Source organism: Sporichthya polymorpha DSM 43042 (assembly GCF_000384115.1).
In the GTDB taxonomy this organism is placed as follows: domain Bacteria; phylum Actinomycetota; class Actinomycetes; order Sporichthyales; family Sporichthyaceae; genus Sporichthya; species Sporichthya polymorpha.
On sequence record NZ_KB913029.1, the window covers coordinates 4,522,453 to 4,537,992 of the forward strand.

Annotated in this window: 9 protein-coding genes; 7 read left to right on the top strand and 2 right to left on the bottom strand. The window is 72.5% G+C overall.

The window, feature by feature from the left end; translation table 11 throughout:
* Positions 1-678 precede the first annotated feature (678 nt).
* The 6 genes from SPOPO_RS32055 to SPOPO_RS0122065 all read left to right on the top strand — a co-directional run bounded on the left by SPOPO_RS32055 (position 679) and on the right by SPOPO_RS0122065 (position 8,537).
* The gene (locus SPOPO_RS32055; RefSeq protein WP_019877270.1) at positions 679-1,359 is read left to right on the top strand and encodes a hypothetical protein; all 681 of its coding nucleotides are present in this window, start codon (positions 679-681) and stop codon (positions 1,357-1,359) included.
* Positions 1,356-3,146 (top strand): hypothetical protein, encoded by a 1,791-nt coding sequence (locus tag SPOPO_RS33160; protein WP_028985018.1) that lies wholly within the window; start codon positions 1,356-1,358, stop codon positions 3,144-3,146. Before SPOPO_RS32055 ends, SPOPO_RS33160 begins: the two co-directional genes overlap by 4 nt.
* Complete coding sequence (locus SPOPO_RS33165) at positions 3,143-4,522, top strand: DUF1906 domain-containing protein (RefSeq protein WP_019877271.1); 1,380 nt, start codon at positions 3,143-3,145, stop codon at positions 4,520-4,522. Before SPOPO_RS33160 ends, SPOPO_RS33165 begins: the two co-directional genes overlap by 4 nt.
* Positions 4,519-5,199, top strand: a complete 681-nt coding sequence (locus tag SPOPO_RS33170; RefSeq protein WP_028985019.1) for a hypothetical protein — start codon at positions 4,519-4,521, stop codon at positions 5,197-5,199. Before SPOPO_RS33165 ends, SPOPO_RS33170 begins: the two co-directional genes overlap by 4 nt.
* Before the next feature lie 58 nt (positions 5,200-5,257).
* Positions 5,258-6,097 (top strand): HugZ family pyridoxamine 5'-phosphate oxidase, encoded by an 840-nt coding sequence (locus SPOPO_RS0122055; protein ID WP_019877272.1) that lies wholly within the window; start codon positions 5,258-5,260, stop codon positions 6,095-6,097.
* A gap of 478 nt (positions 6,098-6,575) precedes the next feature.
* Positions 6,576-8,537 (top strand): right-handed parallel beta-helix repeat-containing protein, encoded by a 1,962-nt coding sequence (locus tag SPOPO_RS0122065; protein ID WP_019877274.1) that lies wholly within the window; start codon positions 6,576-6,578, stop codon positions 8,535-8,537.
* A 39-nt stretch (positions 8,538-8,576) separates the two neighbouring features.
* Here the strand turns inward: SPOPO_RS0122065 and SPOPO_RS0122070 are convergent, their stop codons facing one another.
* On the bottom strand, positions 8,577-14,120 hold the full coding sequence (locus SPOPO_RS0122070; RefSeq protein ID WP_019877275.1) for an ATP-binding protein: 5,544 nt from the start codon (positions 14,118-14,120) through the stop codon (positions 8,577-8,579).
* 193 nt (positions 14,121-14,313) lie between these two features.
* Between SPOPO_RS0122070 and cobF the strand changes: the two genes are divergently transcribed.
* On the top strand, positions 14,314-15,096 hold the full coding sequence (gene cobF, locus SPOPO_RS0122075) for a precorrin-6A synthase (deacetylating) (RefSeq protein ID WP_245541738.1): 783 nt from the start codon (positions 14,314-14,316) through the stop codon (positions 15,094-15,096).
* Positions 15,097-15,119: 23 nt separating this feature from the next.
* Here the strand turns inward: cobF and SPOPO_RS0122080 are convergent, their stop codons facing one another.
* Positions 15,120-15,506: a rhodanese-like domain-containing protein gene (locus SPOPO_RS0122080; RefSeq protein WP_019877278.1), complete on the bottom strand. Its 387-nt coding sequence runs from the start codon at positions 15,504-15,506 to the stop codon at positions 15,120-15,122.
* Positions 15,507-15,540: the final 34 nt, after the last annotated feature.

Here is a 15,540-nt window from a genome sequence, read left to right on the forward strand (position 1 = left end):
CGTCAGGCACCGCCAGTCGCTGCCGCCAATTCCGACAGGGCGGCAGATGCAAGGAGGGCGGGGTCCGGATGGAGCCCGGACCCCGCCCCAGAGCACCACCGAGACCCCTTACGAGTTCCAGCAGCCCCACCAATGTAACCGGCCACCACGGCCAGATCCGGCCGTCTCGCAGTTGCGGCCGGTCGAGAGGAGCAACGTCGATGAGTCGCCAGGCCACCGTCAGTACCGCGGGCACAGCCGCTCGCCCCACCGGCCGACGCCGCCCATCCGGGCTTCTCGCCGCCGCGGTCGTCGCCACACTCGGCGGCGCGCTGGCCCTCGGGCCGAGCGCCGTCGCCGCCGACAACCCCACGCCCGGCACGATCGGCGGGGCCCCGTCGGCCGAGTCCCAGGAGGAGAACACCCTCACCTGGTCGGTCCGCCCGACCCCGCGGGAGGAGGGCGACAACCGCCCGAACTACCTGCTGGACGTGAAGGCGGGCGACGTGGTGAAGGACGCCATCCGCGTCCGCAACTTCGGCAAGACCGAACTCCCGCTCACGATCTACGCCAGCGACGCCATCACCACGTCGACCGGCGCCATCGACCTGCTCCCGGCCGGCGAGACGCCGCGCGACGTCGGGGCCTGGATCGAGCTCGATCGAGCGCTCCGAGCTCCGCATCGCCCCCGGCGAGCACGTGGACGTGCCGTTCACGATGACCGTGCCGAGCAACGCCGAGTCCGGCGACCACACCGGCGGCATCGTCACCTCCTACATCGCACCCGGCCAGGACGACGACGGGCAGCCGGTCAAGCTCGACCGCCGGCTCGGCAGCCGCGTCCAGGTCCGCGTCGACGGCGAGCTCCGTCCCGGCCTGAGCATCACCGACTTCCAGACCTCCTACGACGGCACCGCGAACCCGGCGGGCAAGGGCGACATGACCGTCACGTACACGGTCACCAACACCGGCAACGTGCGCATGTCCGCGCTGCAGACGTTCAAGGTCGCCGGCCCGTTCGGCCTGTCCGGCAAGACCGCGGACCTCAACCTGATGCCCGAGCTGCTCCCGGGCAACTCGCTGACGATGTCCAGCACGCTCTCGGGCGTCTGGCCGATCCTGCGCAACAGCGCCGACCTCGAGGTCCGGCCGGTGCCGACCCGCCCCGGTGACAACTTCCCGGCCCTGAAGTCGGCCAAGGCCTCGTCGGGTCAGTGGACCATCCCGTGGACGCTCGTGTTCCTCCTGCTGCTCGGCGCCGCCGGCACCAGCGGCACGATCCTCGCCCGGCGTGAGCTTCAGCGCCGCGAGGCCGCCCGCGTCGACGAGGCCGTCCAGGCCACCCTGGCCGCGCACGGTGTGACGGAGGGTCAGTCGTGACCCCGAGATCGAGGGTCGCGCTCGCTATCGCGGTCGCGACCGGGACCCTGGGAAGCACCCTGATCACCGCGGGCGCGTTCGCGTACTCCACGACGCCCGCTCTCCCGGCCGCGGCCCAGTGCCCGGCGGGCACGGTGCTCTTCCGCGCCTCTCCCCCGGCCCCGGCGCCCACCCCCAGCCCGAGCCCCGCGCCGGTGCAGGTGCCGCAGTACCAGGCGCCGCAGTACCAGGCGCCGCAGTACCAGGCGCCGCAGTACCAGGCGCCGCAGTACCGGGGTCCGCAGTACCAGGCACCGCAGCCGCAGTACCACTCGGCCCCACAGCAGCAGGCTCCGCAGCAGCAGGCACCGCAGTCGTACGTCCCGCCGGCCAGCGCGACGGGGGCGAGCGCGGCGTACATCGCGCAGTCGACGCTCTCGAACGTCGAGGGCTCGACGATGGCGGAGACGCCGGTCGACCCGGCGACCGCGGCGGCGACGACCGACGTCACCGACCCGTACGCGAGTGCCTCGATCGACCCGGACGCGTTCATCTGCGTCGTCCCGGGCTACGGCTCGGCACCCGCACCGACGGCACCCGGCACGCCGGGCACCCCGACGGACCCGGCCACACCGGCGGACCCGGCGGTCGCGCCCACCGCGGAACCGATCCCGGCCGCGGAGCCGACGCCCACCCCGACGCCGGCCGTGGTCGACCCGGGCATCACCGGGCCGGCGCCCGGCATGATCCCGACCAGCCCGGCCCAGCCCGAGACCCCGGTGGTCCCGGCCGACTCCGAGCCGGAGCCGCCGGCCGCAGAGGAGCCCGCCGAGGACAAGCCCTCGACGGGCCAGGGTCCGAACGACGGCGGTGAGCGTCCGAGCACCCCGCAGCAGGGTGACAACGACACCGGCAAGGGCAAGCGGATCACGCGCGACGAGGTGATCGGACGGGCCGTCAGCTGGGTGCTGCAGCAGGTGCCGTACAGCCAGACCTCGTGGTGGACCGACTCCAACGGCACCTACCGCCAGGACTGCTCGGGCTACGTCTCGATGGCGTGGAACCTGAACCAGCGCATCAACTACTGGACCGGCAACCTCGCCTCGGTCTCGCACCGGATCGCGACGAAGTCGCTCAAGCCCGGGGACATCCTGCTGCTGCCGCGCTCGCACGTCGTGATCTTCGCGGGCTGGGCCAACTCGGCGAAGACGAAGTTCCACCTCTACGAGGAGTACTCCCGCGGCAAGCCCGCGCGCTACCTCACCAACGCCGACCTCAGCTACTACCTGAAGCGCGGTTACGGCGCCTACCGCTACGACAAGATCGCCGACGTCCAGCGCGGTAAGCCCGGTCCGCACTCGACGGTCTACAACAACGCGATGCACACGACGGGGACCGTTGTGGACCCGGTCTTCGACGAGGCGCTCGACCCCACGCTCGACCCGACGGCCGACCTCAACGACGGCATCGTCGACATCGCGGCCCAGGTGCCCGGCCAGGAGTGGACGCCCGCGGCGGCCGCTGAGGCCGAGTCCGAGGCGGAGCGCACCGCTCCCCCGGCGCACGACGAACAGATCACACCGGACCCGGTGCCGAACCTCCCGGTGACGACGCTGATCGACGTGCAATTGGCGACCGACATGCGGGCGCTGGCGCCGGACGAGCTGCCCTCGGTGAAGAGCGCCTCGGGGATGGTGCTGCTCGCGGCGGGCGTAACGCTGTTCTTCCTCGGCTTCCCGCTCGCGGCGGCCGCGAGGGCCGGCGTCTTCCTGCCCGGGGTGCCGATGCGGCGGGAGGACCTGGCATGAGTGAGCAGCCGTTGCGCACCCGGCGGGCACGGCTCGGCCGGGTGACGGCCGGCATCACGCTGGCGCTCTCGGTCGTCACCGCCGGCGTCGTCGGGTTCTCGGCCAACCGTGCCGACGCCGACCCGAACGGTGAGCTGAAGTACCCCGCCGGGGCGACCGCGACCCGGTTCACCGGGCAGGCCTTCGACACCTGCGCCGCACCGTCGGTGTCGACGATGCGGTCCTGGCTCGACTCGCCGTACCGCGCAATCGGCATCTACATCAGCGGGAAGCTGCGCGCGTGCCGGCAGCCGAACCTGACGGCCTCCTGGGTCCGCGAGGTGTCGGCGATGGGGTGGAAGCTCATCCCGATCGACGTCGGCCGACAGGCGCCGTGCACGAAGTTCTCCCTGCGCATCAGCTCGAACAGCAGCGAGGCCCGGCAACAGGGCATCGCCGCCGGCCGCACCGCCGTCAGTGCCGCGCGGGCACTCGGGATCCTCCCCGGCAGCGCGCTGTACTCGGACATCGAGAACTACGACAGCCGCGACAAGATCTGCTCCGGCGACGTCCACGCCTACCTCAACGGGTGGACCCGCGCGCTGCACTCGGCCGGGTACCTGTCCGGCGTCTACGGGAACCTGCAACCGCTGGTCGACGACCTCGTCGACGCCCAGCGGACGGCGAACTCCGGCAAGGGCCGCGAAGGCACGATCCGGCCGGACATGCTCTGGAACGCGGAGTGGGACCGCACGCCCAAGCTGACCGGCTGGAGCGGCGTCGAGTCCCACCTGTGGGCGGCGCAGCAGCGGATCAAGCAGTACCGCGGCGACCACCGCGCCACCTACGGCGGCGTTTCGCTGACGATCGACAGCAACGTCGTCGACGCCGCCGTGGCCACGGTGGCCTACTCGGTGGCGACGCCCACGGGCGTCGACCTGGTGAGCAAGGTGGCGCCGTCGGAGGCCGCGGCGGGTCGCAATCCCGGCGCGCGCCTCGACCTCGTCTGCGTCACGCACTTCGCGATCTCCAGCCTGGGGGCGTGGTACCAGACGGCCGACGCGACCTGGATCCCTCAGGCGGCGCTGGCCGGCAACTCGACGGTGGCGCGTATCGCGGACCGAATCCCGACCTGCGCGACGCCCTACCAGGTGGGTCCGGGCCTGAAGCCGCTGCGCAGCGCGCCGACGGAGACCGCCGACTCGCCGGGCACCCTGGCCGGCGGGACCGTCACGTGGATCGTCTGCGAGCAGCCGGGCACCGTCGGCGGTGCGCCCGGGTTCTGGCAGCGGCTGGAGACCGGGCAGTGGGTCAGCGGTGTCGACCTGCTCCGGTCCTCGGACCGGGCCGACTCCCCGGCGATCCCGGCGTGCCCGTTCCCGGCAGGCCTCACGTGACGAACAGGTACCGGCAGCAGCCCGGCCGGACGGCCGCGCTGCTTCTGCTCGCGGTGACGTTCTGCGTCACCGCTCTGTTCGCGAGCGGGGCGTTCGACTCCGAGGCCGATCTCTCCGAGGGCAGCACGGCGATCCTCAGTCCGGAGGAGGCGGCCGCCCAGGCCGCCACCGACGACGACGGGGGCAGCACGGCGCTGCTGGCCTTGCTCGGGTTGCTCCTGCTCGTCGGCGGCGTTCTCCTGCTCCAGTTCGCGCTGCCGAGCCGGCGCGAACGGCGACGGCTCGCCCGTGAGGCCCGAACGGTCGCCCCCGAGCCCGTCAACGTGCGGCGGCAGATGCCGTACGTCGACCCCACCCCGACGCTCGTCCTCGCCCCGATCGCGCCGCCACCGGTGCCGCCACCGGCCCCGGAGCCGCACCTCTGCCGCTGCGGCGCGCCGATCCACGAGCCGCTGGTGCTGATCGACCCGGCGTGTCCCCCATCCCCCGCGCCGGTACCCACCCCGACTCCGGAGCCGGTGGCAGTTCCCGTTGCAGTTCCGGTTTCAGAGAACCCGGTCCCCGTGCCGACAACCCCACCAACACCGGCACCCGCCCAGCGGCGTGTCGGGGCGCGGATCGGGCACACGGCATCCGTCCGGATGAGTGCCGTTGCCCCAGTTTCGACCCCTCGTTAGCGTCATTGCCCAGTGCACGAATCGGGCCGCACCCCGCGAGCCCAGGAAGGAACGTTCGATGGCAGAGCGATTCGGCGGCCACCAGGTCCCCAAGGACGCCAAGGACCAGACCGCAGCGACGCTGCGCGCCACCACCGGGATCCTCGGCATGCCGAGCGACGCGGAGCGTTCGCGGACGCTGATGATGATCGGCAGCGGGGGCTCGCTGGCCACGATGAGCACCGAGTGCCCCGGGTTCCCCTTCGGGTCGCTGGTCACGTACTCGGTCGACGACCGCGGCAACCCGATCATGTGCCTGTCCAGCCTGGCCGAGCACAGCCACAACCTCGCCCAGGACCCGCGCGCCTCGCTGATGGTCACCGCTCCCGAGGACGGCGTGAACGACCGTCTCGCGCTCTCGCGCGTCACGCTCGTCGGCGAGATGAAGGTCCTCGAGGGCGCGGACAAGGAGGCGATGATCGAGCTGTTCCTGGCCGGTCACCCCAACGCGTTCTACGTCCGCTTCGACGACTTCGCCACCTACCGCCTCGAGGTCTCCGCGATCCGTTACGTCGGCGGCTTCGGGCGGATGAGCTGGGTCAGCCCCGAGGAGTACGCGACGGCCGAGCCCGACCCGCTGCTGGGCGGCTCCGCGAAGCGGATCATCGAGCACATGAACGACGACCACGGCGACGCGCTGATCGCGTACTGCCAGGTGTTCGCGCGGTTCGACGGCGTCGAATCGGCGCGCATGGTCGGCGTCGACCGGTACGGCATGGACGTCCTGGCGACGATCGAGGGCGGCGAGCAGCGCGCCGCCCGTATCTCGTTCACCGCGCCGGTCACCACGACCGACGAGGTCCGGCAGCAGACGATCGAACTGCTCAAGGAAGCGCGCAGCCAGCTGTCCGCCTCCTGACCAACGGCCGCCGGGACCCCGTGCGGAGGGAAACCTCCGCCCGGGGTCCTTGCCGTTACGGCACGACCGCGGGCGCGTCAGAGCTGCTGCAGGCGGCGGCTGACGGCGGTGTGCCGGGCGTCAGTTGCCCGATCTCGCCGACCCGGCCCAGGCCGGCCGCACCGCCACGGGTGGCGATCTCCAGGACCTGACCTGACGGGCCGTCATCCCCGTCGGGCCGGATCGCTGTCGGGCGAGCAGGAGCGCGGTGCGCGCCTCCAGCCAGAGCGAGGCGATGTCGTTCGACGCCCAGCCGTCGCAGCCCAGCCCCACCGCCGTGCCGGCCGCGCGGAGGTCGCGAACCCGACAGATCCCGCCGCCGCCGAGGGCCGTTCGAGGGGTGCATCGCTTCGATGCGTACGCGGATGGAGTGCGGCTCTTGATCACGTCGGCGCGGGATGCCTAGGTTTCGGCGACCGAAACGAAAGGGGGGCCGGCCATGTCCGCACGCCCACTGGCGCTCGGCCTCACGAGCGCGCTGTGCGTCTCGCTGGCCATGACGCTCGCCACGCCGACCGCCCAGGCCGCGACTCCGGTGACGCTCCACGTCAGTGCGACCGGCAACGACGCCGGGACCTGCACGACTGCACCGGGGTGCCGCACGATCCAGCGCGCGGTCAACGTCGCCGCGACCTTCCTCCCGACGCCGATCGACGCGACGATCCTCGTCGGGCCGGGCACGTTCGCCGAGAGCAGCGCCGACACCAGCGCCGGGCTGACGATCACCTCGTCCGCGTTCAGCGCGCTGACGATCGTCGGCGCCGGCGCCGACGTGACGACGATCAGCCCGGCACAGCCGCGGCGCGTAATCCGGATCGCCGGGGCGTACCCCGTGACGATCTCCGGGGTCACGATCACCGGCGGGAAGGCACCGGCGGCCACCGCGAAGGCGCCCGCGGGCGACGGTGGCGGCATCCTGCGCACCGGCGGTGGCGACCTCACCCTCGACGGCGTCGTGCTGACGAAGAACGCGGCCGGGCCGGGTCTGGCCGGGACGGCCGGCGCCGACCGTGGCACCGGCTCGCCCGACGGCGCGGACGGCGGGTCCTCCGCCGCCGGCGGACCCGGCGGCAGCGGCGGCGGCGTCGCGATGGCGGGTGGCGTGCTCACCGTCGTCAACAGCACGATCGAGCGCAACGCCGCGGGTGCCGGCGGCGACGGCGCCGCGGGCAGCGCGGGTGGCGTCGGCGGTTCCGGAGGCGGGATCGCCTTTGCCGGCAGCGTTCTGACGATCGCGAACTCGACGATCGTGACCAACGCGTCCGGCCGCGGTGGCGCCGGTGGCGCGGGCGGTTCCGGCGGCGCGGGTTCCGGTTCGAACGCCGGCGGCAACGCGGCCCGCGGCGGGTCCGGCGGTGCCGGCGGCCAGGGCGGGGGCATCGCGCTGCTCTCCGGCGTCACGGGCGCGACGCTGACGCACGTCACCCTCGCGGCGAACGCCACCGACGCGGGTGGTCCGGCAGGCGCGAACGGCACCCCGGGCACCGGCAAGACCAACGGCACCCTGGTGGGCGCGTCCCCGACCAGCGGTGGTCAGTTCCTCTCCGGCGGCCTCGCCGCGGCGGCGGGCACGGTCACGCTCGAAGCGTCGCTCCTCGCCAACGCCCAGGCCAACTGCGTCCCGGGCGCGACGACAGCGACGGCGTCGGTGGCGAGTGACACCTCCTGCTTCGCCGACGGCTCCGGCCCGGCCGAGGCGCCGAACAAGGTCAGCGCCGCCGCGGGCGCGCTCTCGGCGCTCGCGGCCAACGGCGCCCGGACGCCGACGGCCGCCGTCGCCAGCACCAACCCGGCCTACGGCGCGGTCCCGGTGTCGTCCGGCCTGTGCGGCGGCACCACCAGCGGGAAGGATCAGCGCGGCCAGACCCGGCCCGGCCTGTCCGGCCCGACCACCTGCACCGCGGGTGCGTACGAGCCGCAGGTTCCGCCGGTGGCGCCGACGATCACCGGCAAGATCGCCAGCGCCGCCGGGAAGACGAAGTACGGCTGGTACCGCGACACCGTCACGGTCGCGTTCACGTGCACGGCGGGCAGCTCGTCGCTGACCGCCCCGTGCCCGAAGCCGATGGTGCTCTCGAGCTCGGGGGCCAACCGCGGCGGCACCGTCACGATCACCAACCAGCAGGGCCTGAGCGCCTCGATCAAGATCGCGCTGAACATCGACAAGAACAAGCCGACGATCGCGATCAAGGGCGTGCAGAAGGGCAAGACCTACAACGCGCCCCGGCAGGTCCGCTGCGTCGCCGGCGACACCCTCTCCGGCCCGTACATGTGCCAGGTCACCGCGACGGCGAAGCTGATCAAGGGCAACCGCGCGGTCCGCATCGACTACACCGCCACCGCCCTCGACCGCGCCGGCAACGTCCGGACGAAGAAGGGCTACTACCTCTACAACCGTTAGCCACCAGGGGTGACACCCCTTGTGCCGCCGGAAAGGGTGTCACCCCTTGTTCAACGTGCGGGCCATGCCGCGTTCGACGGCGGAGATCAGGTAGGGCCGGAGCTCCGCGGCAGAGATGATCGTGTGGACGGAGCCGACCTTCTGGGCCCGGCGGATGTCGTGGATCCCCTCGAACTCCGCGGCGACCTCGCCCTGCTTCTCGATCTTGACGAGGTTGCGCAGGTCCGCGAGCTCGACGCGGAGCTGCGCGGCCTCGGCCCCGGACGCCGAGGCGAGGCGGGCCTCCAGGTTGCGGATGCGCTCGTCGTTGTTCGTGCGGGCGCGGACCTCGGCGGTGAAGACGACGGCGGCCGCGGGGGCGCCGCCGAGCACCGAGGCGAACGAGCCCTCGACCGCGACGACCTCCATGTTGTCGTTCAGCGTCCCGGAGAACACGACGAAGGCGCCGCCGTGGTACCGCGAGATCAGGCAGAACACGATCGGGCCGTCGAAGTTCACCATCGCGCGGCCGATCTCGGCGCCGTACTCGAGCTGCAGGTTCCGCAGCGACTCGGGTGAGCCGTCGAAGCCCGACAGGTTCGCGAGCACGACGAGCGGACGCACCCCGGACGCGGCGTTGATCGCCCGCGCGGTCTTCTTCGACGACTGCGGGAACAGCGTGCCGCCGGTCCAGACGTCGGGCCCGTCGCTCGGCAGGTAACCGCGGCGCGGCACGGGCCGCGACTCGATGCCGATGACGGTGACGGGCTGGCCGCCGAGGTGCGCATCGAACACCACGGAGGTGTCGGCGTCAGCCATGCCGGCCCAACGCTCGAGCACCGCATGGTCGGAGTCCACGACCGCGCGCATGACCGTCCGAATGTCGAACGGCTTCTTGCGCTCGGGGTTCTTCTCCGCGGAGAAGATGTCGCCGACGGTCTGGAAGTCCGGGCACCCGGGGTGGATGTGCGGGTGCAGGCGCACGTCGCGGTCGAACGGGTCGGTGGTCTCGACCCGGCGCGGGAAACGCTCGCCGGCTGCGCGGTACGCGTGGTCGTAGTGCGCGAACAGGATCTCCGCCGCGGCCGCGAGGTTCGGCGCCCAGTACTGCGCCTGCCCGTTCGGGCCCATCACGCGGTCGTAACCGCCGATGCCGAAGTTGTCCTCGGCCGAGACACCGCCGGAGTAGTCGAGCGACTGCTTGCCCGTCAGAACCATCGCGGAGTCCGGCGTCATGATCAGCACACCCTTGGTGTGCATGAGCATCGTCGCCTCGGCGTTCCAGTACGGCTGCGCGCCGACGTTGATGCCCGCGACGACGACGTTGACCTCCCCGCCGGCCTGGGTGAACTCGACGATGCGCCGCAGCGCCCGCGCGATCCAGTCCATGTTCTCGACGCCGGAGTCCATGGAGATCCGCGCACCGGCCGAGAGCGCGAACCATTCGACGGGGAAGCCCTCGGCCTCGGCGAGGTCGAGCGCCGCGATGACCCGCGCGCACTCCGGCTCCGCCAGCGAACCCAGCGACTTGGTCGGGTCACCCATGAGCACGACGCGCGACAGGCCCTCGGGGTAGCGCGGCGTCGACGACGTCACGAGGCCGACGATGATGCCGGCGCTGTTCTGCCCCGGCTCCCGGTCGACCGGCACGAGTTCGCCGGTCTCGTCGAGGTCGAGCTCGAAGAACGTGCCGGCGGTGCCGATGAGCAGACCGACGAGCTCGTACGGGTACACCGCGCCGCGGGCACGCGACGCCCGGACCTTCTGCTCGTAGTCGTCCAGCGGCGGGATCGGCTCGGTCGGCCGGTTCGTGACGGAGATCTGCGCACCCACGCCGTGGGTGTACGAGATCATCACGGCCGCCTCGCGCTCCTCGCCGTCGGAACCGTCCTGGAAGCGCCCGACGACGAGCACCTCCTCGAGCCCGGCGCCGGCGGTCATCGGGACCAGGCCGCGCGTGACGGTGTCGAGCTCGTCGAGCGGGACGATCGCGGTCGGCGAGACCGCGAGGACGATCCGGTTGCGGTCGAGCCGGCGCCCGGCCGGGCGCCGCGCCTGGACGCTGCGAATCCCCTGCACGCAACTGGTGAGCACCCGCTCGACGGTCGGCACCGCGAGCACCCGACCCGACGCGTCACGCAGCGGGTGCACGTCCCGGATCTCAGCCAGCGCGATGACGCGTTCGTCGTCGGCGTTGGTCTTGCCGGTGGCCCGGTAGAGGTAGACGCCGTCGTCGGCGGGGAGACGCGTCAGGTCGAAGTTCACGAGCCGGCTGAAGCCGAGGCGCTGTGCGACCAGCGGGTGCAGACCGCGGATCAGGCGGTCCTCCTCGAGCTCCCCCGCCGACCCGGGCGCCGACGGACGGAACGTCAGATAGAAGGTCCGCGCGGTGGTTCCGCCCGCGATGCCGATCGTGATCCGGCGCAGCGACGCCGGCCACGACAGGCCGTCGAGCTCCGCGCGCAGCGCCGAGGAGACCTCGTCGTAGTCGCCGGGCAGATCGTCCCAGGACAGGAAGAAGTCGAGCACCAGGGTGCGCGGGTCGTCCGACGCGTGCTCGGCGGCCAGCTCCCCCACCGCTGCGGCGAGGGCCGGCAGCTCAGTGAAGTCGCCGACGGTCGCGATCAGGTGCAGCCGCTGGTCGGCGAGGTCGAACTCGCTCGTCATCACCTGGCGGTTGTCGTGCACGAACAGCCGCGCGTTCTCCAGGTCCCGGCTGCGGTAGTACCGCCGGGTCTGGACCTCCAGCAGCGGGCCCAGGGCATCGACGCCGGTCCCGAGGTACTCGTTGAGCAGCCCGATGATCGTCTCCGGGCTGGTGACCAGCGCCTCGATGCGCTCGGCACGGTCCGGCGCGTCCGGGTTCTCGACGAGGTGGTCGATCTGCGCGCGGATCGAGGCGAGCGCCCGCTCCCGAGCCGCGAGAATCAACGGCTGATCGAAGTGACGGAACCTCACGCTGCGGGCGAGGTCGCCGATCAGCGGGTAGCGGATGCGGGTGGCGTTGACGAGCCGCTCCAGCACCTCGGCCAGCTCGTCGTTCACCTTCTGGTCCGCGAGCGTGAGGTCCTCGGCGTCGAGCCACCGCTCGAGCAGCGCGGTCACGACCGGGGTCTGCGCGTCCCCTCGGGCGAGGGCGAGGAAGACGCGGTAGACCGCGTCCTTGAGGTGCTCGGTCGGCTCGAGGTCCGCAACCCCGTAGTGCACGAGCGCGCGGGAGAGCCTGCTGCGGAAGGACTCCGGCAGGCCCTCACGCTCGACGTCGAGCGAACGCAGGTAGGTGTGCAGGTACTCGCGCGGACTGTGCACGCGCGTCTCGGACTTCTCCTCCTCGGCCGACGGCCGGTTGCGGGAGAGCTCGCAGATGTCGGCGAACATGCGCAGCACCGCAAGTTCGGCCGCCACCAGCCGGCTGTCCTGCGCCGGCAGCAGCCGGCGCACCGCGCCGTACTCGGCGACGAGCGCGCGGCCCTCGGCGGCGCTGACGTCGTAGCCGGTGACCAGCGCCCGCAGCGCCTCGAGCAGGTCGAGGGCGCGCTGAGCGGGGTCGGTCGTCAGGTCGTTCGCGCCGTCGACGCAGGGAGCGAAGGTCACCTCGGGCAGGTCGCTGACGGCGGCCTCGCCGCCCTCGGGGTCGAGCCGCAGCAGCGGCGCGCCCGCGGGCACCTGGGAGTTCGGAGTGGCGAGGATCTCGCGGACGCGACCGGTGAACGGCGCCGCGACCGGGGTCTCCATCTTCATCGCCTCGAGCACGGCGACCGTCTGGCCGGCCTCGACGACGTCGCCGGGACCGACCGGCAGCGCCACGATGACGGCCGGCGCGGGCGCGCGCACGACGCCGCCGGAGTCCCGGCCGACGCGGTGGCTGACGCCGTCGACCTCGACGAGGTGGTCGTTCGGCCCGGCGGCGAGGACGACGCGGTGCACCCCGCCAGAGGGGCCGCCGTGGACGGTGAGCCGCCACTCGTAGTCCGAGAGCCGCTGGACGTCGACGTCCGCGCTCACGCCGCGCACGGTGACGCGGTACCGGTCGGCCGCGAGCGCCGCGACCTCCATCGAGTACGCGTGGCCGCCGTAGCGGGCCTCGATCGTGCGGCCGATCGCGTGGTCGGCCTGCGGGCGACCGCCGCGGGCGAGGGCGAGGAACGCCTCGCGCTCGACGAACTCCTCGCGCTCGTAGCTGTCGACCGCGACCGCGTAGAGCGCGACGTCGGCGTGCGGCGCGAGCCCGCGGTCGTCGAGCGAGCCGCGGTCGAGCCACGCGGTGTCCGCGCTGCCGTCCCGCACCTCGGGCCGCGAGAGCAGCTCGAGCACGAACGACTTGTTCGTCGTCCCACCCTCGATGACGACGGTGGTGTCACGGAGCGCGCGGGTCAGGCGCGCCATGGCCTCGGTGCGGTCCCGGCCGATCGCGATGATCTTCGCGACCATCGAGTCGAACTCCGGCGGAATCGTGTCGCCGGCCGCGATGCCCGAGTCGACGCGGATGCCCGGCCCCTGCGGGAACTCCAGCAGCGCGACACGGCCCGGCGCCGGGGCGAACCCGTTGTCGGGGTCCTCGGCGTTGAGGCGGATCTCGATCGCGTGGTTGATCTCCGGCGGGCACTCGCCCGGCAGCGGCTCCCCCGCCGCGATGAGGATCTGCAGCTTGACCAGGTCGATGCCGGTGGCGGCCTCGGTGATCGGGTGCTCGACCTGCAGGCGGGTGTTGACCTCGAGGAACGCGAACGCCCGGCGGACCGGGTCGTACAGGTACTCGACGGTGCCCGCGCCGCGGTAGCCGACGGCCTTGACCAGGTCCGTCGAGACGCGACGCAGCTCCAGCGACTGCTCCGGCGTGAGGACCGGGGACGCCGACTCCTCGATGATCTTCTGGTTGCGGCGCTGGATCGAGCAGTCCCGCACGCCGGGCGCCCAGACGTTGCCGTGGGCGTCGGCGATGATCTGCACCTCGACGTGACGGGCGCCGGTGACGAGCGCCTCGAGGAAGACCCCGTCGTCCCCGAAGTACCGGGCCGCGTCGGCCCGGGTGCCCTCGAAGGCCGCCTCGAGTTCCTCCTCCGCGAGGACCTTGCGGATGCCGCGACCACCGCCGCCGGCCTTGGCCTTGATGATCAGCGGGTAGCCGATGCGGCTTGCGTGGCGCAGGGCGTCCTGGTACGACGTCACGCCGCCGGCGCCGCTCCACGCCGCGACCGGGACGCCGACGCGTTCCGCGACGAGCTTGGCCTCGATCTTGTCGCCGAGCAGACGCATGGCCTCGGCGGGCGGGCCGAGAAAGGCGATGCCGAGCCGGTCGCACAGCTCGACGAACGCGGGGTGCTCGGAGACGAAGCCCCAACCGACCCAGACGGCGTCGGCGCCGGAGGCGACCAGCGCCCGCTCCAGTTCGGCGTAGTCCAGGTACGGCACGGACGCCGTCGTGGACGGCCGCAGCGCCACGGCCTCGTCGGCCTGGCGCACGAACATGGCCGCTGCCTCGCCCTGCGTGTGCAGGGCGACGGTGCGGATGGAGGTGCCGCGCTCCGCGTTCAGCTCGCGCACGGCGCGGATCAGACGGACCGCTGCCTCGCCCCGGTTGACCACCGCGATCCGTCGGAACACCGATGTCCTCTCGTCCGCCGCACCCTGCGCGGGGGTCTCCCGCTGCTCGGGGAAACCCTATGGCCAGGCCCGCCGACGGCTGAGGTGTCCTCCGCGACAACAATCGGCGGACGGTTTTGGACCCCCGCAGCAGGCTCCCGAGAAAAGGCTTCCCGTGCGTGACGACGGTGTGAACACGACAGTGAACCCGACTGTGAACCCGGCTGTGAACCCGACGGTGACCGTGTACGTGATCGGCATCGGCTCCGGTGACCCCGAGCAGCTCACGCTGCAGGCGGTCCGGGTCCTGTCGGGACTGGACGTGATCCTCGTCCTGGACAAGGGCGAGGCGAAGCGGGAGCTCGTCGACCTGCGGCACGAGATCTGCTCCCGGCACATCGCGAAGTCCTACCGCGTGCTCACCGTTCCGGACCCCGACCGCGACCGCGCCGCCGCCGACTATCCCGGCGCGGTCCGGGACTGGTACGACGCCCGCGCGGACCTGATCGAGGCCGCGCTGCGCGACGAGGTCTCACCCGGCGAGAGCGTCGGGATCCTCGTCTGGGGCGACCCGGCGCTCTATGACAGCACGCTGCGCGTACTGGACCGCGTCGAGCAGCGAAAGACCGTCGAACTCGCTTACGAGGTGATTCCGGGGATCACGTCGCTGCAGACGCTCGCCGCGCGGCACCGGGTGACGTTCACCGGCGTCGGCGCGCCGGTGCACATCACGACCGGGCGCCGCCTCGCCGCCGGCGGCATGCCGCCCGAGCTGGACGACGTTCTCGTCATGCTCGACGGCTCGGAGTCGTTCGCCGGGCTCCCGGACGAGGACCTGGACATCTACTGGGGCGCCTACCTCGGCATGCCCGGCGAGGTGCTCGTCGCCGGGGACCTGCAGGAACGCAAGGCGGAGATCGTCGCCCTCCGGGCGGAGCACCGGGAGCGGCACGGCTGGATCATGGACAGCTACCTGCTCCATCGACGCCGCGCCTAGCGGGTCGGTCGGCCAGCTCGCTCTCATGCCGTCCGCGCGCTCTCGTTCGCGAGCCCGGTGACGAGGCGGTGGGCGTCGAGCGGGCCGAGGCCGCCGGCGAGGACGCCGCAGACACGGTGCAGTCCGAGCCCGCCGAGCTGGTTGCGGGCCTCGACCTCGGTGCCGGGGTCGCAGATCAGCGCGATCTCGGCGTTGCCGCAGAACGCGAGCGTGGCCTGCAGCGCGAAGGGCCCGTCCAGCGCGATGTTGACCGAGCCGGGCCAGTGCCCCGCCGCGAACCGCTCGGCGTCCCGGGTGTCGAGGACCACCGCTCCCCGCGCCTGCGCCTCCAGCAGCGCCGACCGGCTCAGCGAGAGCACCGGGGCGTCGAGGTCGAAGCCGAGACAGGGGCTGACGGCGGTGACGGTCATCGGGTCCTCCTGGATGCTGGTGCCAACCCAATTA